Source organism: Streptomyces malaysiensis subsp. malaysiensis (assembly GCF_040653035.1).
GTDB classification, from domain to species: Bacteria; Actinomycetota; Actinomycetes; order Streptomycetales; family Streptomycetaceae; genus Streptomyces; species Streptomyces malaysiensis.
Genome location: NZ_JBEZNG010000022.1, coordinates 121839 through 140963, shown reverse-complemented (window position 1 = coordinate 140963; position 19125 = coordinate 121839). Strand labels below are relative to the sequence as shown.

The following is a 19125-nucleotide window of genomic DNA, read 5'->3' as shown; positions in this document are numbered from 1 at the left end:
GCGAGGCGGTATGGTGCGGGGCCAGGACAGAGCGGGTGGATCGGCGGGCGGTTCCCGCCAGGCGATGGCTCAGCCGCCACGCCGGGGCGGGGGCGGTCGGCCCACGATCGGTGATGTCGCCGCACTGGCCCAGGTCTCCAAGGCGACGGTCTCCTTCGTCATCAACGACCGCCCCGGGGTCAGCCCGCAAGCGCGTCAGCGGGTCCTGGACGCGATCGACCAGTTGGGCTGGCAGCCCAACGCCGGCGCCCGGGCGCTCTCCACCAAGCGGTCCCAGACCCTCGGCCTGGTGATGCGCCGACCGCCGGAACTGCTGAGTACCGATCCGTTCTTCCCGCAGTTCGTCGCCGGCATCGAGACCGGCCTCGCGCCGCTCGGCTACGCGCTTGTGCTCCAGGTCGTCCCCGATGAGGAAACCGAACGGCAGGCGTACGAGCGGCTGGCCCGTGACGGCCGGGTCGACGGCGTGTTCCTCACCGATCTGCGCACCGACGACCCGCGGCCCGCACTCGTGACGGAGCTGGGCATCGACGCACTGATCGTCGGACCGCCGCGGCACGGCGGCCGGGTGCCGGCCCTCGGGGTCGACGACGGCAGCGGGGTGCGGCGTGCGGTCAGCCATCTGCGCTCGCTCGGCCACCGGTGGATCGGACACGTCTGCGGCGCCGCGGGGTATGTGCACACCGAGGCCCGGTGCAACGCCTGGCGCGGTGCGCTCGCGGACGCCGGCCTGCCCGAGATCCCGCCCGTGGCGGCGGACTTCACCGGCGCGGCCGGCGCCCAGGCCACGCATCAGCTGCTGGACCTGGACCGGCCGCCGACCGCCATCGTGTACGCCAACGACCTGATGGCCATCGCCGGGATCACCGCCGCGACCAGCCGCGGGCTGCGGGTCCCCGAGGACCTGTCGGTGGTGGGCTTCGACGACATCCCGCTCGCCGACTGCATCGCGCCGCCGCTGACGACGGTACGCCAGGACGTGCTGGCCTGGGGGCGCGCCGCCGCGCAGGCACTGGTTTCGCTCACCGAGGGAGCAGAGTTCCAGGCGGCCGAGCTCCCGCCGGTGGAATTCGTGGTGCGGGCGAGCACCGCGCCACCGCGGACGTGAGCTCGGAGCCATGAGCGGGGGCGGGGGCGGGGGTGGGGCGTGGGCTCCCGGCTTCGGTCGGCCGCTCCCCTACCAGCCCCCACCCCGGACGAGCCGGTGCCACTGGCCGGCCGGCCAGTGGCCCGCGCACTGAGGGTCGTCAGATGCCGCAGTTGGGTGCGGACCAGTACGGCGACGGGTCGAGGGCCACGTGGGCGTGGTCGTTGTGGTCGGGGTAGCCCGGACCGAGGATCTCCGAGAAGCCGTGCACCCGCGCCTCCTTGGCGAGTGTGCAGAAGCTCGGCGAGCCGGTCAGGTCGGCGGCGTCGCCGTACAGGTGACGGCTGGTGGACGCGCCGCCCACCGCGCTGTTGCAGGCGTAGGAGCGGAAGCCGCTGGAGATGGTGATCGGCACGTCGCCGAGCGCGTGCCGCATCGCCTCCAGCTTCCACATGGTCTTCAGAGCGTTCGCCTTGGCGGTCGCCGCCGAGACCGCACCGCCGGACCAGTCGGAGTTGCACTTGTTCAGCTCGGAATAGGCGAAGTGGACCGGCGTGCAGTCGGCGTCCTGGAGCGCGTAGATCTTGCTGAAGGTCTGCGAGCCCGCGACGCCATCGGCCGGCAGACCGTACGCGGACTGGAACTTCTTGACCGCGGCGGCGGTCCGCGCGCCGTACACGCCGTCGTACGAGAGCCGCTCGCCCGAGGTCACCCAGCCGGCGACGCGGATCTGTAGCTGCGTCACATCGGCGCCGGAGGAGCCCTCGGAGAGGGTGCGGTTCCAGGTGTAGCACCCGGCGGCGTGCGCGGTGCCCGAGGTGGCGCCCACCCCGACGATGGCGCCTGTCATGACTATGACAGACATCAGCATTCGTACTGCCCGTCTGAGCATTCCGGCCTCCCCGACCGTAGAACTCGAATGGTGGTGACACGCCGCCACGCGAACAGCGGCCGCGCCCAGAGTGAGGCCCCGACGCTACGCGCGTCAACTGCTTCCGGCGTACGAAAGGTCGGGCTTGTCACAGGAACTCGTCCGAGGTTCGGGCGACGGCCCCACGGCGGCGGGCGATGGCGGACAGGCGGCCGACGATCAGCTCGATGTCGCCCCGAGTGGTGCGGTAGTTGGTCACACAAGCCCGCATCCCCCGGCGGCCGTCCAGGTGGGCAGGGCCGAGGAGCGCGGTGCCCTCACCGATCAGCTCGGCGAGTACGGCGGTGTGATCCGCCTCGGACGCGCCCTTGATCCGGAAGCAGACGGCAGTGAGGGACACAGGCGCCATGAGCTCCAGCCACGGGGTCGCCTCGATGAGATCGGCCATGTATCGCGCGAGATCGAGGGTGTGATCCACCGCCTGGCGGAAGGCGTCGACGCCGAAGGTCCGCAAGGCGCTCCAGACTTTGAGGGCCTTGAAGCTGCGGGAAAGCTGGGGGCCGTAGTCCATGTAGTCGAGCATCAGCGGGTCCTCTTCGACGGTGAGGTACGAAGCGGAGAAGGCGTACGCCTTCGCCAGCAGGCCGCGATCCCGCACCAGCAGACAGCCTGCCTCGAGTGGGGTGAAGAGCAGCTTGTGCGGGTCCAGGGCGATGGAGTCCGCCCGGGCGCACGCGGCGAACTCTTCGCGCTTGCGTTCCGACAACACGAACAGCGCGCCGTACGCACCGTCGAGGTGCAGCCACAGTTCCTCCCGCTCGCATACGTCCGCGATGTCACCGATCGGGTCGATGGAGCCGCTGGTGACCGTCCCCGGGGTGGCGACAACGCAGAACGGTTCCCTACCAGCCGCCCGATCTGCGCGGATAGCCGCCTCCAATGCCTCGACACGCATGCGGTACCGGCCATCGGTGGGGATGTGGCGGACATTGTCCGTGCCGATACCCAGGAGAGCGGCCGCCTTGTCGACACACCGGTGGGCCTCGGCGGAGGTATAGACCACCAGCCGCGGCGCCGGGGTCTGAAGGCCCTGTTCTCGGAAGCCGGGGCGGCGTGCGTGCAGGGCCGTGGTCAGTGCGTTGAGGGTCGCGATCGAACCGCCGCCGGTGAGAATGCCACCCGCCCGCTCGTCGTAGCCGAAGAGCCCGCCCAGCCAGGTGATCACGGACCGCTCGACCACGCTCGCGGCCGGCGAGAGCTGCCAGAAGTTGCAGTTCTGGCGACAGCTGGAGAGCAGCGGTGTGATCACGGGCTACCATGCGTCGGTCGATCCAGCCGCCATCGGCCGCGGGTTCCACGTGCTCGTGCATGTGGAAATGGCGGTGCAGGACAGAAGCACGATCGAGGCGTTCGAGGCCGCCATCGCGGATCTCGATGAGGTGGTGCACTGCCTGCGACTGTTCGGACAGCCCGACTACGTCCTCTGGGTCGCCGTACCCGACATCGAGAAGTACGAGCGCTTCTACCTGGCCCAACTCACCGGCCTGCCGGGAGTGGCGCGAACCAACTCGCAGTTCACCATGAAGACGGTCAAGAGCACTCCGGGACTGCCCGTGCCGGCTTTCTGATCTCGCCGCAGCGCGGTCATCGGCCTGGCGGCGGACCTCCTCAAAGCGGTCGAGCTCCCGGTACACCCGCTCCATGAACGTCCACTTGTGCCGGTGCTCGGCTTGCAGCTCCGAGCCCGATAGATGCCGGAAGGACTCGATCCCCTTATCCGTCGTGCGCCGCTGCTTGTCAAGCGCCTCCTTGTGGCTAGTGCTGTGATCGGGATGGTTCACCGTGGTCGGGAGACGGCTCACGGGACGAGCGCGGTCCGCGAGGCGAGTGGTATTACTGATGCATGCAGGAAGAGACCGCGCGGTCCGCGATCGACACGTTCATCTCCGCGTTCAACGCCTCGGACGACAGCTATGTGACTGCACTGCTCTCCCAGGCCCTAACCTCGGACGTGGTCTTCTGGGGGCCGTTGGGCCGCAGTGAGGGGGTCGAGGCGGTCGAGCGGTTCGTGCTGGACATCCGGCGCCACCCCGCGGGGACCGGCACGATGGTGCGCTGTTCGGCGGTGGACATGCCGGGCGAGTGGGCCCGGTACCAGTGGGTCTTCACGACGCCGGATGGAGGCCCCCGCCTGGCGGGAACGGACGTCGTCCATCTGCGGCGGAGCCTCATCGACCAGGTCATCGTCTTCGCGGGGGAGATCGAGCCGTCCGCCTCCTGAGTCATTCTCCTCTGGCGCCGTCCTTCTCCTGAACCGGCCCCGTTCGGGGCTCCGGGTCTGCCCAGCCGAGATCGTCTTCACAACGCCTCGGTCGTCCGCGCTTGGCCACGAGCGGACCGATGATGCGCTGTGGCTGTGTAAGTTCGCGGTTGGTCAGGCTGCGGGGTTGAGGGGCGTCCACCCCAACGGATGCCCTTCTCGCTTCGGATGCGGGCGCGTTCCTTGCGTTCGGTGCTTTGTGGCCCATTCGCCTCGCGGCCGGGGTCGGGGTCGGGGTCGGGGTCGGGGTCGGTGGATTCCTTCCAGGTCTTGGTGCGCTGGAAGGTGACTCCACGGCGGGCGAGCAGGCCGCGTAACGCCTCACGGCCGATACGGATCACTCGGCCGTGGACTGTGCGCAGGTAGGCGACGAGTTTGCGTAGCGACCAGCGAGTGAAAGGCTGGCCGAGCTTCCGACCCGGTGAACGAGATCTTCTCGACGAGCGGGTGGGTCACCAGCGCCTCACCGGTGGTCGCCCCGGCCCCGGTGACCACGTTCAAGGTGCCCTCGGGAAGCCCCGCCTCAAGGGCGAGCTCGGCCAGGCGCTCGGCCGACAGCGAGGTCAGCTCCGGGGGCTTGAGCACCGCCGCGTTCCCCGCCGCCAGCGCGGGTGCGAGCTTGATCGCGGCCTGGCACAGGGGGAAGTTCCAGGGCGTGATGTCGGCGCGGCGTTTCAGAAGCGCAAGTCGCCATTTACGGCATGGTCAAGATCTGAAACCGCGAGATCCGAGCCCTGGAGGACCGCTTTGCGCGCAGACCGCGGGAGTGACGGCCGGTCCGGGAAGCGGCTCGGCATCGCGGTTGCGGCGGGGAGGAGACGGCCGCGTACTTGGCCGCGGTCCTCCGCCCTGAGATGCTCATGAGCGCGGATGCCCCGGCACTGGCCCATCGACCGCCGGGCTTCGCGCGCCGATCGTCGGACCGCACGCCCACGCCCATCACCAAGCGCAGTTGATCAAGGCCGGGCATATCGAGCCGTACCGGACCTTTCACCCCTTCCAGTCGCGCGACACCAGTAAGTTGCTCGTCGCGGTGTTCGCCACAGCCGTCTCCTGGAGGACCGTTGTCCCAGATACCTGCCAGCGACGTCGATCTCTACACCGAATCGGCGCGCACCGACCCGTACGAGATCTATGCCCGGCTTCGGGATCTCGGGCCCGTGGTGCACCTGTCCCGCTACGACCTCTACGCGTTGCCCCGCTACGACGAGGTGCGCACGGCACTGATGGATTGGCAGACGTTCTCGTCAGCGCGTGGAGTGTTCGTGGATCCGGACGTGAACGCCCAACTGGAGGGGATCACGCTGTGCAGCGATCCGCCCGAGCACACGGCGATGCGTTCGGTGCTGGGGCGGCCGCTGCGGCCGGATCGGATGCGCGAGGTGACTCCGCGGATCGAGGCCGAGGCCGACCAGGTCGTCGAACGGGTCGTCGGCCGGGGCCGGTTCGAGGTCGTCACCGAACTGGCGGAGTACCTGCCCATGACCGTGGTGTCGGACCTGGTCGGGCTTCCCGATCACGGACGGGAAAAGATGCTGGAGTGGGCCGCGGCCATCTGGAACACCCAGGGACCCGCCGACGGCCGGGCGGCCGCGGCGGGACCGGCCGTCGAGGAGTTCATGGCATTCGCCATACATGACGCCGTGCCGGGAAGCATCGACCCCGACGGCTGGGCGGCGCAGCTCTACAAGGCCGCCGACCGTGGCGAGATCCCGCACGACAAGTGCCCGGTGATGATGCTCGACTACGTCACTCCCAGCCTGGACACGACAATCCTCGCGATCGCCAACGCGGTCGCGTTGTTCGCCCTCCACCCGGACCAGTGGGATCTGCTGCGCGAGGACCGCTCGTTGATTCCGCACGCGATCAACGAGTCGTTACGCCTGGAATCCCCGGTGCCCCAGTTCAGCCGGGTGCTCACCGAAGACCACGAGATCGGCGGAGTTCCGCTGGCGGCCGGCTCACGGGTCGCGCTGCTCTATGCCTCCGCCAACCGCGACGAGCGCCATTACCCGAACCCGACGCGCTTCGACATCACCCGCCGCCCTTCGGACCACCTTGCCTTCGGGCGGGGCGAGCACGTGTGCGTCGGGATGCACCTCGCCAGGCTGGAAATGAGCACGTTGCTGGAAAGGCTCGCCGACCGGGTCGCCCGCTTCGAAATCCTCGAACGCCGACCGTTGATCAACAACGGGCTGCGCGGTCTCGACTACCTGGACGTGGCGGTCGAACCCGCGGCCTGACACTCCGTTACACCGACCTCAGCCGATGTCTTGGCCGCCGGTTCAGAGGTAGCTGATGCCGGTCAGTTCTTCGGCCGCCGCCCAGAGCTGTTTGCCGACGGCGGGGTCGGCCGCCTCCCGGCTGAGCCGGGCCTCGGTGACCCGGCCCCTCGTCTCCCAGAGCGCGGACGGCCCGAAGAACTGGCCGCCCCGCAGGCCAGGTTCGGTCGCGGCGCGCAACTGCGGCAGCGCGCCCTGCTCCACGGACTGGGTGGCCAGGAGGCCGACCCGCGCGATCAGCTGCCCGAACCGGCCGCGGTGCTCCCAGGCACGCGGGGTCAGATTGGTGCGGGTGAGACCGGGGTGGGCCAGCGTGCTGACGATCGGCGATCCGGCGACGCGCAGGCGGCGGTCCAGTTCGACGCCGAAGATCGTCGTGGCGAGCTTGGACCGGCCGTAGGCGGGAGCGGCCCGGTAGTCACGCTCGAACATCAGATCGTCGAAGTCGAGATGCGCGTTCTTGTGGGTGATCGAGCTGAGGTTGACCACCCGGGGTTCCCGCGCCGCGGCCAGCTTGCCGAGCAGCAGGCCGGTCAGCGCGAAGTGGCCCAGCATGTTGGTGCCGAGCTGCAACTCGAAGCCGTCGACGGAGGTGCGGCGCGGGCCGAGCAACACCACGCCGGCATTGTTGACCAGCAGGTCGATCGCCGGGTGGTCGGCGGCCGGCCCCGCGGCGAACGCCCGTACCGAACCGAGGGAGGCCAGATCCAGCTCGCGCACCTCGACATCGCCGCCGATCCGGCGGGCGGCCTCCTCACCGGCGGCGGTGTCGCGGACGGCGAGCACGACGTGGGCGCCGTGGCGGGCCAGCTCGGTGGCGGTGACCAGGCCGAGGCCCGAGTTCGCGCCGGTCACGACGGCGATCCGGCCGTGCTGGTCGGGAATGCGGTCGGCGGTCCATGCGGTCATCCGCTGCTCCTGAGGGTGTCGGTGCGGTACACCGACGACGCTAGGAGCGGTGCGCGCCGGATCGGTCGTTCCCGGTTGCCTAGGTCCGCGGGACCTACCTTGGCTGTCCGGCGACGCGGCAGACTTGGGGCATGAGCCATCCCTACGCTCGTGAGCTCGGAGATTTCCTGCGCGCCCGGCGCGGCAGGCTGCGTCCGCACGACGTCGGCCTGGAACCCGGCGGCCGGCGCAAGGTCACCGGGCTACGGCGCGAGGAGCTGGCCCTGCTGGCCGGGCTGAGCACCGACTACTACCAGCGGATGGAGCAGGGCCGGGAGGTACGGCCGTCCGACGACGTCCTGGACGCGCTCGCCCACGCGCTCGGACTCGACGACGAGGAGCGCCGGCACCTGTTCACCCTGGCGCACGCCGCCCGCCGGCCCGTGCCCGCCCAGGTGGACCACGGTCCGGAAAGGGTGCCGGACAGCACCCGGCGGCTGCTGCGGGTGATGGACACCCCGGCGCTCGTACTCGGCCGCCACCTCGATCTGCTCGCCTGGAACCCGATGGCGGAGGCGCTGCTCGGCAGCCCTGGCGCCCACCCGTCCGACCGGCTCAACATGCTCCTGCTGATGTTCGACGACACGCTGACCGGCGAGCGGAGCTGCCCGCACTGGGAGCGGCAGGCCCTGGACTACATCGGCATGATGCGCGCCGCCGTCGCCACCGACCCCACCCATCCGCGCGCCACCGCGATCGTGGGTGAGCTGAGCATCCGCAGCGCCGAGTTCCGGCGGCTGTGGGCCCGGCACGACGTACGCGCGTCGGTCAGCGGCTCCAAGACCTTCCGGATCCCCGAGGTCGGCGACATCGTCCTGGACTGGGACACCTATCCGCTGCCGGGCAGACCCGGCCCGGTCATGCTGGCCTTCACCGTCGAACCGGGCAGCCCCGACGCGGACCGGCTCCAGCTTCTGGCGTCGTTGCACGCGACCCGCTCGGCACGCGCCGACAAGCACTCCGTCCAGAAGACGAGCGGTGCGCCATTGCGCACGTCGGCATGCACCCCACCTCCGGGGTCAATGGGCTCACGGTGATTGCCCGGCGTGGGGTGGCCGAGCGGATGTTCGGCGGAGAAAGCGGTTGGGGCGGAGAAAGCCCACGTCGGTGTAGGGGGTCTCGCCCACCGCGAGTTGGGCCAGTACCTCGCCGATGCCTGCGGCGTGCTTGAAGCCGTGGCCCGAGTCGCCACCGGCGACGATCAGGCGCGGGTCGTCATGGGGCCGCCCGACGACGAACTGGTGGTCCGGGGTTGTGGTGATCATGCAGGGGGCGGCGCTGGTCGGCACCGGGTCGATGCCGGGGAACGCGTCGGAGACCCACTCGGACAGCTGGGCGATGTCCGTGGCCGGGTGGATGGTCCGGTCGAGTGCGTCCGGGTCGGTGTCGGTGAAGTTGTGTCCCTGGTCCGCCATGCCGATCTTGATGCCGAACCCCTGATGGCCGTCCGAGCCATGCCCCCACAGAACCCGGCCATCAGGGAGTTCCCGGATGAAGGCCGGGAACCGCTCCAGGGCGAACCTCTCGTCCCGCGGGTCACGGGCCTGGAACCAGAACAGAGGGACGCGGCGCGGTTGCAGCGGCAGTCCGGAGACGAGCTTGCCCAGCCAGGCCCCGGCGGTGACAACGGCCTGCCGAGCGACCACACGCGTGGTGGAGGTATGCGCGACGACACCGTCAGCGGTGAGTTCGAGACTCAGCACCCGCGTGTCCGGGTAGACCACCGCCCCATGCCCCGCCGCCGCCCGCACATGGGCGCGCACGGCACGTTCGGGAAAGCAAATCCCGGCCTCCGGGTCGAAGACCGCCTCGTCGGAGGCTCCCAGATGGGCATGCTGGGGATAGCGGGCGGCGAGTTCGTCATGTCCCAGACGGATGACCGGGAGGTCGGCGGCCCCGGCGGCGGCGAGGGTTCCGGCGATCGGGGTCGATGTGGGCGAGCCGACGCTCAGGCATCCGCTCTGTCTCACCAGTTCGTGCCGGTACCGGCCGCCGAGTTCCTGCCACAGGTCGCGGGTCCTGCCGGCGATCGGGGAAAGCCCGGGATGTTCCTGGCAGGCGACCCGGAACAGACGGGTGACGCCATGTGAGGAGCCGAATGGGTGCCCCACCCCGAAACGCTCGATGCCTACGGCACGGACCCCGCGCTCGGCGAGGCGCCACAGAGCGGCCGAGCCGAACGCGCCGAGGCCGATCACCACGACATCCGTGCGTACGGGCTCGAAGGACTCGGCCGCCGTACCGCTGTTGCCGGTCATAGCTCGGACGAGGCGACCCAGGGATTGACCCCGGCCTCGGTGGCGTGTTCGTCGATCTGGGCGAGTTCCTCTTCGGTGAAGGAGAGATCTGCCAATGTGCTCAGGTTGTCACGGAGCTGCTCGACACTGGTCGCGCCGACCACGGCGGTTGTGACCCGGGGGTCACGCAGTACCCAGGCGAGGGCGAGCTGGGCCAGCGTCTGGCCACGGCGCTCGGCGATCGCGTTCAGGGCCCGCAGCTTGGCGAGCGTCGCGTCGGTCAGCGCCGCCTCCGGCAGCGTAGGACGCGTGCCGCTGCGTCGCACACCGTCGAAGCCGCCCAAGTAGCGGTCGGTGAGCAGCCCCTGGGCCAGCGGTGTGAACACGGCGGCCCCGAGCCCGGCCTCTTCCAGCGTGCCGAGCAGCTTCGCCTCGATCCACCGGTTCAGCAGCGAGTACGACGGCTGGTGGACGGTCAGCGGCGTGCCGAGGCGCCGCGCGACGGCGATCGCCTCCTCGGTGCGCTCGGCCGAGTAGGAGGAGATGCCCACGTACCGGGCCTTGCCGGCGCGTACGGCGGCGTGGAGCGCACCGATGGTCTCCTCCAGCGGGGTGTCCGGGTCGTAGCGGTGGGAGTAGAAGATGTCGACGTGGTCGACGCCGAGCCGCTCCAACGACTCGTCGAGGCTTGTGAGCAGGTACTTGGCCGAGCCGAGGCGGCCGTAGGGACCGGGCCACATCGGCCAGCCGGCCTTGGTCGTGATGACCAGTTCGTTGCGGTAGGGACGAAGGTCCTTGCGCAGCACCCGTCCGAAGTTCTCCTCGGTGGCGCCCGGTGGCGGGCCGTAGTTGTTGGCCAGGTCGAAGTGGGTGACTCCGTGGTCGAAGGCGCAGCGGATCACGTCCCGCTGGGTCTGGAACGCCCGGTCGTCCCCGTATCCGTACCAGAGGCCGAGGCTGATCGGGGGCAGCAGAAGGCCGCTGCGGCCCGCGCGCCGGTACTCGACGCCGGCGGCGCGGCGCGGGTCGGCGCGGAAGACGTCATGCGGGTCGGGACGCTCGTCGTTGAAGGTGGCGGTGTTCGACATGGTTCTCCGCGAGGGATGGGGATGGGTGAGCAGGCGTGGTGCGTGGAGTGGAGCGGCCGTCCTGTGGGGTGACCGGGGCGACATGGTCAGCTGATGTCGCTCGCTGCGATGTTCTCGTGGGTCTGCCGCACGAGTGCCGCACCGGCGGATGCGTACTTCCAGCCGTTCGGGTCGTGCAGGGTGTGGGTGCGGGCGTTGCGCCAGTGCCGGTGCAGATTGTGCCGGTCGTCGGTGGCGCTGGTGCCGGTCCAGGTGAACAGTTCACTCGACACCTGGACCGCGACGTCCGCGGCGAACGCCTTCGCCTGGTCGAGGACGAGGCGCGCGTCACGGACGTCCGCGTCGTCATCGCCGGCCCAGGCCAGGTCGATGGCGCGGGCCGCGTCGGCCAGCAGCAGCCGTGCCGCACGGGCGCGGGTGGCGGCTACGCCGACGCCGTGCTGGACCAGCGGATCGTCGCCAGGGGTGTCGAAGGGCAGTCCTGGGGAGACCCGCGCCCGTGCGGCCAGATAGGCGAGCCCGTCGGCGAGGGCATTCTCCGCGATGCCGACGTCGATGGCGGTGTGCGCGAGCCGTCCGGCGAGCCACCAGCCACGGCGCGCCGCGGGCTGGGCCCACGGTCTGATCACTCGGTGGGCGGCCACGGGTACGTCGTCGAACCGGGCGGTGCCGCTTCCGGTGGCGCGCTGTCCCATGCCGGTCCAGTCGTCCAGCAGACGTACACCAGGAGTGTCGCCGGGCACGAAGACTATGGCGAGTTCGTCGTCGAGAAGGGCGTAGACGGCGATCCACTCGGCGCCGAGCGCCCCGGTGGCGTAGTGCTTGGTGCCCTGAAGCCGCAGACCGTCCGCGGTTTCGAGGACCCGGGTACGGAAGTCGGCGGCGGTCCTGCCGCCCCGCTCGCTGGCGGCATTCCCGACCCGGGCGCCGGCGAGCACCGCGCCGAACACCTCACGCCGCAGTTCCTCCGCGCCGGCGACGAGGAGCGCGTCGACGAAGGCGAAGTGGCTCTGCGGAATCTGTGCCAGGGCGCCGTCCGCGGCCGCGAGGATGCGGAAGACTTCGGCGACGGTTCGCTGGTCCACGCCCGCGCCTCCGTACTCGGCGGGAACGCGGATGCCGAGCAGCCCCGACCTCGACAGCAACTGTGCCGCCCGGTACGGGAAGCCTCCCTCCCGGTCTCGCGCCGAGGCATCCGCCGCGAGTTCGGCGGCGAGGCTGTGAGCTGCCCGGACGGCCTCGGAGGCCGATGCCAGGACGGGTGCGGGTACGGGTACGGGTACGGGTACGGGTGCGGGTGCGGGTACGGGTGCGGAACTCATGCCGGAACCTCCCGGAAAGCCGCGGCGGGATGGGTGGCGGCCACCCGGTCGCCGGCGCCGAGCAGACGGTGGCGGTGGCTGCCGGGCTCGTACGCGGTGCGGTACAGGCCCCGCCGTTGCAGGATCGGGACGACGGATTCGATGAACTCGGTGAAGTCGTCAGGGGTGACGAACTCATGCAGGTTGAAGCCGTCGACTCCGGTCGTCTCCGCGATCCGGCTGATGCCGTCGGCGATCTGTGCGGGTGTGCCGACCAGGGTCTCCGAGTACGGACTGAGGTCGGTCAGCCGGCGGACGACGTCCTCCACCCTGTCGGGAGCCGGCTTCTCCCGGGTGAACCGCGCGGCCTCGGACTGGGAGTGTTCGCCCGGCGCGGGACTGAGCCGCTCCTGCCCGGAGGCGGTGGAAAGGTCGATGCCGCTGGCACCGCCGAACCCGGCCAGGGCGCCTTCGACCGACTGGGAACGCCGCACCAGGTCCGCCTTGTGCCGCGCCTCCTCCTCGGTCCGGCCGATGACCACCGACAGGTCGGTGACCACCCTCAGGTCGTCGCGACGGCGCCCCGCGGCCGCGGCCGCGTCACGGATCGTGGTGATCGCCGCGGCCAGGGCGTCGGGGTTGGTGCCGTTGACGAAGACGGCCTCGGCATGGCGGCCGGCGAAGGCACGTCCCCGCTCGGAGGCCCCGGCCTGGTAGATCACCGGGGTGCGCTGCGGCGACGGCGGTACCAGCGAGGGTCCCTGCACATCGAACAGCTGCCCATGGTGGTCGATCCGCCGGACCTTCGCCGGGTCGGCGTAGACGGTGTTCTCCTTGTCGTAGAGCACCGCGTCGTCGAGCCAGCTGCCCTCCCAGAGCTTGTAGGAGACCTCCAGGAACTCCTCAGCGCGGGCGTAGCGCGCCGTGTGCCCCGGCATCTCGGAGAGACCGAAGTTGCGGGCGGCGTTCGGCAGGTAGGACGTCACGACGTTCCAGCCGATACGGCCACCGGTGAGGTGGTCGAGACTCGCGAATCGGCGCGCGTGGGGATACGGATGCTCGTACGTGGTCGAGACGGTGACCGCGAACCCGAGGTGCCGGGTCACGGCGGCCATGGCCGGGATGACGGTCACCGGGTCCAGCAGGGGGAAGTCGACGGCGTTGCGGATCGCGGGGTCGGCGGACTGCCGATAGACGTCGTAGACCCCGAGCACGTCCGCGAAGAACACCGCGTCGAACAGGCCCTCCTCGAACTGGCGGGCGCGCTCCAGCCAGAACGCGAGGTCGGTGAAGCCTTCCCGTCGGCTGCGGGGGTGGGTCCAAGTGCCGTGCGCGTAGTAGCCGACGCCGGTCATCTCGAATGCGTTGAAGATCAGGGGGCGGTCACGTCCCGGAATGGTGTGCTCCTTGGATGTCATCGAATACCGCTGGTCGAGGACGAGGCGATGAGCCGGCGCTGGGTGAACAGCAGCAGGATCGCCGGAATGACGATGAGGACGAGAACCTCGGCGAACGCCTGCTGCGTGTTGGACGACAGGGGCCCGAAGTTCGAGGCGATCGCCACGCTCGCCGTGACGTTGTCGCTGTCGGAGATGATCAGGAGGGGCCACAGATAGGAGTCCCACTGCGACACGAAGAGGATCATTCCCGAACCGATCAGTGCGGGGCGGCTCAGCGGGAGATACAGGTGCCAGAACCGGCGTAGGTGTCCGGCGCCGTCCATGTACTGCGCCTCGGCCAGCTCGAGCGGGACGTTCAGGAATGCCTGGCGCAGGTTGAACACCGCCAGCCCGTTGCCGAGCGCCGGCAGGATCAGCGCGGGCAGCCCATCGGACAGGCCCAGGTCGGAGAAGACCGACACCAGCGGGACCGACAGCGTCTCGAACGGCAGCAGGAAGCTGGCGACGACCACCGCGAACAGCACCTTGGACAGCCGGGTCCGCACCGCGACGAATCCGTACGCGGCGAGGGACGATACGACCAGCCCGCCCACGACCGTGCCGACCGCCGCCGCGAGCGAGATGCCCACGGCGCGGAGGTAGCCGTCCTCGACCGCCGACCGGAAACCGTCCAGCGAGAAGGACCGGGGGATCAGCGTGTCGAGGACCGACGTGCTGCTGAGCGCCTCCGTCGGGTCCCGGAACGCCGCGACGACGAGCCACCAGATCGGGACGAGGAAGACGAGCCCGCTGAGCGCGCCGAGTGCGGTCAGGCCGAGTCGCCGTACCCGTCTCTGCGCCCGGGCCGTCATTCCCGCTCCCCGAGCAGGGCGAACTGCGCGGCGACCGTGGCGCCCAGCAGCACCAGCAGGACCACCATCTGGGCCATTGCCTGCTGCTGGTTGGAGTAGACCGTCGCGGTGCGGACGGTGTCGAACATCAGGGTCGACGTCGCCCCCGAGGGGCCGCCGCTCGTGAGCACCTGGATCGGGGCGTAGATCTGGAACACCCAGACCGTGTTGGCGACCAGAACGAACAACAGAGGCCGGCGCAGCAGAGGCACAACCACGGAAAAGAACTCCTGCCACGCCGATGCCCCGTCCATCCGCGCGGCGTCGAGAATCTCACGCGGGATGTCCAGGAGGCCGGCGATGAGGAAGACCATCCAGTAGCCGACGCCGCCCCAGGCAGTGATCAATGCGATGGTCGGCAGGGCCTGTGCCGCGGAGCTGTAGAAGCCCTGAGCGGGCAGACCGAGCCCTTCGAGGGCCCTGTTCACCACCCCGGTGGGTTTCAGCGCCACTCCCCACATCACGGTCAGCCCCAGGCTGGGAATGGCGCTGGGCAGGAACGCCACCGTGCGCCAGAGCCCCCGCATCGGCATCGTTCTGGTGTAGATCCAGGCCAGGTAGAGCGACCCCACCACGATGACGGGGCTCGCCAGGACCACGAACCACACCGTCACCCCGAGCACTTGCCAGAACGCGGGGCTTGTGAACAGCTGCCGGAAGTTGTCCCACCCCGCGAACGTCCGCGAGCCGTCATCGAACGGATCGACCTTCTCGAGGGACGCGAACAGCGAAAGGGCCTCGGGAGCGAGCCTGGTGAGGACCAGCACGGCCAGGGCCGGACCGGTGAAAGCCAGCAGCACACCGGCCCGGGCCCCGCGCCGTACTCCGTACGTACGACCGCTCACCTGTACTTCTCCAGTGCCGCGTCCGCTGTCGACTGCGCCGACTTCAGGGACTTCTCCACGTCCTCACCGTTGGTGATGGACAGCAGCGCCGAGGACAGCGCCGCGCTCAACTCGTTCCAGCCGACGGTGGACACCCGCTCCTTGGCGATACCGTGGGACAGCTGGTGGTTCACGATCCTCCGGGCGTCGGCCGCACGCGGGTCCTGGAACGCCTTCTGCTCCCAGTACAGCTTCTTGCCTTCGTCGTTGGCCGGCGGCGAGCTGGTCTCGGGGTTGTACGCGGCCGCTCCGGAACCCTTGAACACCATCGCGTTGATGAACGTCAGGGCCGCGTTCTTGTTCTTCGACCCCATGTAGAGACCCAGGCCCACTCCACCGGCGTTCGAGACGGGCTCGCCGTCGGTGAACCTGGGCATCGGCGCGATGCCGTAGTCCAAATCCTTGTTCTTGTTCAGCTCGGCGATGTCCCAGTCGCCGCCGATGTGGAACGCCGACTTCCCGGAGGCGAACAGGCTCGTGTAGACGCTGTTGGCGTCGCCTTGCGGGCTGACCTTGTCCTTGTAGAGGCCGGCGTACCACCTCAACGCCTTCACCGCCGCCGCGCTGTCCAGCCTCGGGGTCAGGTTGCCCGAGCCGTCGGCTCCGTATCCCCCACCGAGTCCCTGCGGAAGGATCCACTGGTAGTACCAGTTGGCGATGCGCTCCCAGGTGATGCCGTGCTCCGCCCCGGCCTTCTGAGCCTTCTTGGCATCCGAGGTGATCCGCTCCCACGTCGTGGGCTTCGAGGGGGCGGACGACGGCACCGAGACACCCGCCCTTTTGAGGAGTTCCTTGTTGTAGAAGAGGAATGAAGTGTCCGACTGCTCCGGCGCGTTGTAGAGCTTTCCCTTGATCGTCGAGCCGGCGAGGGACGCATCGTCCAGGGCGTCGAACTCGCTCTTGAACACGGAGGTGATGTCGGACAGGTAGTCGGCCGCCACGTAGCGGGCCGTCAGCTGCTGGTCGACAGTGATGACATCGATCTTTCCCGACTTCAAACGAGAAGGCAGCACCGTTTCGAAGTCGGCGTACGGAACCGGCTCGTACTTGATCTCGATGTTCGGGTATTCAGCCTCGAACTTCTTGATGACCGAGCCCACGTTCACATTTGTATTGGCTGCGTCCAGCCATGTCACTGTCACCTTCCGGTCCGGATTTCCCAGCTCGGAAAGGGACGGCAGCGCGGCCTTGGACGAGGAGCCCCGGGAATCGCTCGCACAGCCGGAAACGGATGCGATACATCCCGTGACGACGACCATTGCCACCGCGCGAGAAACGCCCCTTGACAGCCAATCCGACATCAAGCCTCCCAGGGATAGCGGACCGTGGAGTCCAGGCAGGATCGTAGCCCCTGACCAGGCACTTCTCGTAGACGGTTTCACAGTCTGGAATGCGCGCCAGTCCGCCGACAAGATTCCTTGAGAACACTGGGGTGCGGTGGTGATTACGCGGTAATGCGCGGTGCCGATTCCAAGCTCGCACCGATCCACAAGAAGGGCGTACTGGCTGGCTCCCGGAGCAACGGAAGGCGTTCGGGCCAGATCAAGCGGGGCCGAGATCAGCTGACGCGATGAGCGACCTCGGTGAATTCAAGGAAGTTCGCACTTGCCGGGAAGTACGCATGCGACACTTCGACAAGTGTACCGGCAGAGTCGGATAGGCGTCGCTCGAAACGGAATACCGGCTTCCCGGCGTCGATGTGAATGAGCGTGGCCAATTGACGGTCACTCTCGACCACTTCGGCCGTGATGGCCACATTGCCGAGCGCGGCTCCGTAAGCCTCAGTGAAGTACTCTCCGAGGGGTTGGCTGGCCTGCCAGCGCTGGCGGTCCTGTGAATACATCGCAGACAGCCTGGCGTGCAGTCCACTGTCGATGACTCGGGAGAAAGTGATCTCGAAGCAGAGCGAGTCGCCATGACCCAACAGACGCTCGACCACCACCGCCTCGGTCGCGAGGGGTCCCGCGTCGAACAGTCCGGGCGGAGTGGGGCAGGTGGTGATCTCCAGCACGACCGTCGTGGAGTCAAGGTTGCGCACATGGAACAGCTGTCCGACGTCCACACGGCTCGGGCCGCGCATCACCACCGTGCCGCGGCGCGGCGCTCGTTCGACCAGATGGTCGTCTCGTAGCCGTTGCAGCGCGGCGCGGACGGCATCACGCGGAGCGGAAAGCATACGGCCGAGGTTGCCCTCGTCCAACCGCGAGCCGGAAGGCAGTCGGCCGTCTCGTATGCCCGAACGCAATGCTCCGTAGATACGCTGAGTGACGGGCATTGGGGCCTCCGCTCTTGCTCGATGGTCGATCCGGGTAACCTGTTTTCCCAGCTACCAAGACATTGAGCCTACACGTCGACTGGTGTCGTGAGTCAGTTATCCAGCAGATATGGCAATGGTCTCAGCGCATGCGGATACAGGGTTATCGACGACCTCACGCCGCGCATTATGAACACTATGTTTCAGTTTTCTCGAGCTTACTCATTCATGGATATGATGAATTGGGTCGAGCGATGGGTTCCGGGCGGATGCGGGTCAAGAGAGTTTCGGTGGTGGCCGATGGTTCGGTCACTTCTCGTGGCGTGCCGTGATCTCCGCCGCGTTGGCACGGATCCATTGCAGCAGCGGGTCCAGTGCCGCCGCCGCGCCGCGGCCCAGCTCGGTGACCGAATACGTCACCGATGGCGGCTGTCCCGTGCCGACCTGGCGGTGCACCAGGCCGTCCTGCTGGAGCGACCGGAGTGTGGCCGCGAGGCTCTTGTCGCTGATTCCCTCGACCACCATGCGTAGCTCGTGATAGCGGCGCGGTTCGGCCAGCAGTGCTGTGAGGACCAGGATCGTCCACCGGCCGGCGAGGTGCCCCAACACCTCGCGCGCCGGGCAGTCCTTGTGGAACACATCACCCATCACATCTCTCCCGGGCTCTTGGACTGCGCGCTCACCACCAGGTGAGCACCGCACCGCGTGGTGAGCGCCTTCCGCCGCACCTGCGCTCTCCCTAGGTTAGTGACCTGCTCACGACCGAGGAGGAAACGTGCCATCGACCACACTCGTCACCGGAGCCGCCCGTGGCCTGGGGGCGGCCATCGCGCGGCAATTCGGAACGCGCGGGCACCACGTGATCGTCAACTACCGCACCGGTGCCGCCGACGCGGCCGATATCGTGCGTGACATCGAGGCCACCGGTGGCAACGCGTCGAGTGCCAGGGCCGACGTCACCGACCCGCTCGCCGTCGATCAGATGGTGACCGGGATCCTCGCCACCCACGGTCGGATCGACACGGTCGTCGTCAACGCCAACACCGCCCCGCCGCCGTTCGCCGCGCTGGCCGACCTGTCGTGGACGGCCTTCGCGTCCAAGGTCACCGGTGAGCTGGCCGGTGCCTTCCACCTCACCAAGCGGGTCCTGGAACCGATGCGGGCGCAGGGTGCGGGCCGGATCATCTACATCGGCAGCACCGCCGCGGACTATGTCGGCGAAGGCCGACTCGCGCATGGCACGGCGAAATCCGCGCTGGCCACCTTCGCCCGCCACGTCGCCGCGGAGAGCGCGCGCGACGGCGTCAGCGTGCTCGTCGTCGCCCCCGGGGCAGTCCGGACACCGGCCACCGCCGAAGTCCTGGCCGGCGAGCGCGGCGCCGTCCTCGCCCGAGAGTCCGTGCTGGGCCGGGTGCTCGAGCCCGAAGACGTCGCCGCCGCGGTGGCGCTGGCCGCCGACCCCGCGCTCCGCGCGGCCACCGGCACGACCCTGCGGATCGACGGCGGCTGGTCGGTCCTCGTCGGCGGCCCGTCCAGCTGAGCACTCACGCCAGGATCGAACGG

Annotated in this window: 19 protein-coding genes and 1 pseudogene; 6 read left to right on the top strand and 14 right to left on the bottom strand. The window is 69.1% G+C overall.

Features of this window, described 5'->3' with window-relative positions:
• The first annotated feature begins 64 nt into the window (after positions 1-64).
• The gene (locus AB0E24_RS34110) at positions 65-1108 is read left to right on the top strand and encodes a LacI family DNA-binding transcriptional regulator (RefSeq protein ID WP_359382902.1); all 1044 of its coding nucleotides are present in this window, start codon (positions 65-67) and stop codon (positions 1106-1108) included.
• A 139-nt stretch (positions 1109-1247) separates the two neighbouring features.
• Here AB0E24_RS34110 and AB0E24_RS34105 read toward each other — a convergent pair whose 3' ends face one another.
• Together AB0E24_RS34105 and AB0E24_RS34100 are read right to left on the bottom strand one after the other, a co-directional pair.
• A complete protein-coding gene (locus tag AB0E24_RS34105; RefSeq protein WP_069868121.1) occupies positions 1248-1979 on the bottom strand; it encodes a D-Ala-D-Ala carboxypeptidase family metallohydrolase in 732 nt (243 codons plus the stop codon).
• A 127-nt stretch (positions 1980-2106) separates the two neighbouring features.
• Positions 2107-3267, bottom strand: a complete 1161-nt coding sequence (locus AB0E24_RS34100) for a pyridoxal phosphate-dependent decarboxylase family protein (RefSeq protein WP_359382899.1) — start codon at positions 3265-3267, stop codon at positions 2107-2109.
• Here AB0E24_RS34100 and AB0E24_RS34095 point away from each other — a divergent pair.
• Both AB0E24_RS34095 and AB0E24_RS34090 read left to right on the top strand, forming a co-directional pair.
• Positions 3260-3586, top strand: coding sequence for an Lrp/AsnC family transcriptional regulator (locus AB0E24_RS34095; protein WP_359382896.1), 327 nt, complete (start codon positions 3260-3262; stop codon positions 3584-3586). The genes AB0E24_RS34100 and AB0E24_RS34095 overlap by 8 nt on opposite strands.
• A gap of 275 nt (positions 3587-3861) precedes the next feature.
• Positions 3862-4239, top strand: coding sequence for a nuclear transport factor 2 family protein (locus tag AB0E24_RS34090; protein ID WP_069868124.1), 378 nt, complete (start codon positions 3862-3864; stop codon positions 4237-4239).
• Between the two features lie 263 nt (positions 4240-4502).
• Here the strand turns inward: AB0E24_RS34090 and AB0E24_RS46050 are convergent.
• Both AB0E24_RS46050 and AB0E24_RS34080 read right to left on the bottom strand, forming a co-directional pair.
• Positions 4503-4691 (bottom strand): annotated as a pseudogene (locus AB0E24_RS46050) (IS630 family transposase); the annotation flags it as partial.
• Entirely contained in the window at positions 4600-4884 is a 285-nt protein-coding gene (locus AB0E24_RS34080; protein WP_359383011.1) for an aldehyde dehydrogenase family protein, read from the bottom strand. The pseudogene AB0E24_RS46050 and the gene AB0E24_RS34080, both read right to left, overlap by 92 nt.
• 458 nt (positions 4885-5342) lie before the next feature.
• Here AB0E24_RS34080 and AB0E24_RS34075 point away from each other — a divergent pair, with 458 nt between their 5' ends.
• Positions 5343-6521 (top strand): cytochrome P450, encoded by a 1179-nt coding sequence (locus AB0E24_RS34075; RefSeq protein ID WP_232636352.1) that lies wholly within the window; start codon positions 5343-5345, stop codon positions 6519-6521.
• A 42-nt stretch (positions 6522-6563) separates the two neighbouring features.
• On the opposite strand, the gene AB0E24_RS34070 is transcribed toward AB0E24_RS34075, so the two are convergent.
• Entirely contained in the window at positions 6564-7469 is a 906-nt protein-coding gene (locus AB0E24_RS34070) for an oxidoreductase (protein WP_359382893.1), read from the bottom strand.
• Positions 7470-7600: 131 nt separating this feature from the next.
• Here AB0E24_RS34070 and AB0E24_RS34065 point away from each other — a divergent pair, with 131 nt between their 5' ends.
• On the top strand, positions 7601-8545 hold the full coding sequence (locus tag AB0E24_RS34065; RefSeq protein ID WP_359382890.1) for a helix-turn-helix transcriptional regulator: 945 nt from the start codon (positions 7601-7603) through the stop codon (positions 8543-8545).
• On the opposite strand, the gene solA is transcribed toward AB0E24_RS34065, so the two are convergent.
• From solA to AB0E24_RS34020, 9 genes are all read right to left on the bottom strand, one after another.
• A complete protein-coding gene (gene solA / locus AB0E24_RS34060; RefSeq protein WP_359382887.1) occupies positions 8537-9766 on the bottom strand; it encodes an N-methyl-L-tryptophan oxidase in 1230 nt (409 codons plus the stop codon). The genes AB0E24_RS34065 and solA overlap by 9 nt on opposite strands.
• Positions 9763-10833 carry an aldo/keto reductase gene (locus tag AB0E24_RS34055; RefSeq protein WP_359382885.1) on the bottom strand — a complete coding sequence of 357 codons (1071 nt, stop codon included), beginning with the start codon at positions 10831-10833 and terminating at the stop codon, positions 9763-9765. The genes solA and AB0E24_RS34055 overlap by 4 nt, the downstream gene beginning before the upstream one ends.
• A gap of 86 nt (positions 10834-10919) precedes the next feature.
• Positions 10920-12155, bottom strand: coding sequence for an acyl-CoA dehydrogenase family protein (locus AB0E24_RS34050; RefSeq protein WP_359382883.1), 1236 nt, complete (start codon positions 12153-12155; stop codon positions 10920-10922).
• Positions 12152-13552: an NtaA/DmoA family FMN-dependent monooxygenase gene (locus AB0E24_RS34045; protein WP_099016480.1), complete on the bottom strand. Its 1401-nt coding sequence runs from the start codon at positions 13550-13552 to the stop codon at positions 12152-12154. The genes AB0E24_RS34050 and AB0E24_RS34045 overlap by 4 nt, the downstream gene beginning before the upstream one ends.
• A complete protein-coding gene (locus AB0E24_RS34040) occupies positions 13549-14385 on the bottom strand; it encodes a carbohydrate ABC transporter permease (RefSeq protein ID WP_069868132.1) in 837 nt (278 codons plus the stop codon). Before AB0E24_RS34040 ends, AB0E24_RS34045 begins: the two co-directional genes overlap by 4 nt.
• On the bottom strand, positions 14382-15269 hold the full coding sequence (locus AB0E24_RS34035) for a carbohydrate ABC transporter permease (RefSeq protein WP_359382880.1): 888 nt from the start codon (positions 15267-15269) through the stop codon (positions 14382-14384). The genes AB0E24_RS34040 and AB0E24_RS34035 overlap by 4 nt, the downstream gene beginning before the upstream one ends.
• Positions 15266-16408, bottom strand: a complete 1143-nt coding sequence (locus tag AB0E24_RS34030; protein ID WP_359382877.1) for an ABC transporter substrate-binding protein — start codon at positions 16406-16408, stop codon at positions 15266-15268. The genes AB0E24_RS34035 and AB0E24_RS34030 overlap by 4 nt, the downstream gene beginning before the upstream one ends.
• Before the next feature lie 458 nt (positions 16409-16866).
• Positions 16867-17583 carry a GntR family transcriptional regulator gene (locus AB0E24_RS34025; protein WP_093701613.1) on the bottom strand — a complete coding sequence of 239 codons (717 nt, stop codon included), beginning with the start codon at positions 17581-17583 and terminating at the stop codon, positions 16867-16869.
• Positions 17584-17871: 288 nt separating this feature from the next.
• The gene (locus AB0E24_RS34020; RefSeq protein WP_069868136.1) at positions 17872-18210 is read right to left on the bottom strand and encodes a winged helix-turn-helix transcriptional regulator; all 339 of its coding nucleotides are present in this window, start codon (positions 18208-18210) and stop codon (positions 17872-17874) included.
• A gap of 127 nt (positions 18211-18337) precedes the next feature.
• Here AB0E24_RS34020 and AB0E24_RS34015 point away from each other — a divergent pair, with 127 nt between their 5' ends.
• Positions 18338-19102 (top strand): SDR family oxidoreductase, encoded by a 765-nt coding sequence (locus AB0E24_RS34015; RefSeq protein WP_359382873.1) that lies wholly within the window; start codon positions 18338-18340, stop codon positions 19100-19102.
• Positions 19103-19125 lie beyond the last annotated feature (23 nt).

What these genes read in the sequence shown, in the direction of transcription:
- AB0E24_RS34110 (WP_359382902.1), top strand. Translation starts at nt 65, where the DNA reads ATGGCTCAGCCGCCACGCCGGGGCGGGGGCGGTCGGCCCACGATCGGT.
- AB0E24_RS34105 (WP_069868121.1), bottom strand. Translation starts at nt 1,979, where the DNA reads ATGCTCAGACGGGCAGTACGAATGCTGATGTCTGTCATAGTCATGACA.
- AB0E24_RS34090 (WP_069868124.1), top strand. Translation starts at nt 3,862, where the DNA reads ATGCAGGAAGAGACCGCGCGGTCCGCGATCGACACGTTCATCTCCGCG.
- AB0E24_RS34070 (WP_359382893.1), bottom strand. Translation starts at nt 7,469, where the DNA reads ATGACCGCATGGACCGCCGACCGCATTCCCGACCAGCACGGCCGGATC.
- AB0E24_RS34065 (WP_359382890.1), top strand. Translation starts at nt 7,601, where the DNA reads ATGAGCCATCCCTACGCTCGTGAGCTCGGAGATTTCCTGCGCGCCCGG.
- solA (WP_359382887.1), bottom strand. Translation starts at nt 9,766, where the DNA reads ATGACCGGCAACAGCGGTACGGCGGCCGAGTCCTTCGAGCCCGTACGC.
- AB0E24_RS34055 (WP_359382885.1), bottom strand. Translation starts at nt 10,833, where the DNA reads ATGTCGAACACCGCCACCTTCAACGACGAGCGTCCCGACCCGCATGAC.
- AB0E24_RS34050 (WP_359382883.1), bottom strand. Translation starts at nt 12,155, where the DNA reads ATGAGTTCCGCACCCGTACCCGCACCCGCACCCGTACCCGTACCCGTA.
- AB0E24_RS34045 (WP_099016480.1), bottom strand. Translation starts at nt 13,552, where the DNA reads ATGACATCCAAGGAGCACACCATTCCGGGACGTGACCGCCCCCTGATC.
- AB0E24_RS34040 (WP_069868132.1), bottom strand. Translation starts at nt 14,385, where the DNA reads ATGACGGCCCGGGCGCAGAGACGGGTACGGCGACTCGGCCTGACCGCA.
- AB0E24_RS34025 (WP_093701613.1), bottom strand. Translation starts at nt 17,583, where the DNA reads ATGCCCGTCACTCAGCGTATCTACGGAGCATTGCGTTCGGGCATACGA.
- AB0E24_RS34020 (WP_069868136.1), bottom strand. Translation starts at nt 18,210, where the DNA reads ATGGGTGATGTGTTCCACAAGGACTGCCCGGCGCGCGAGGTGTTGGGG.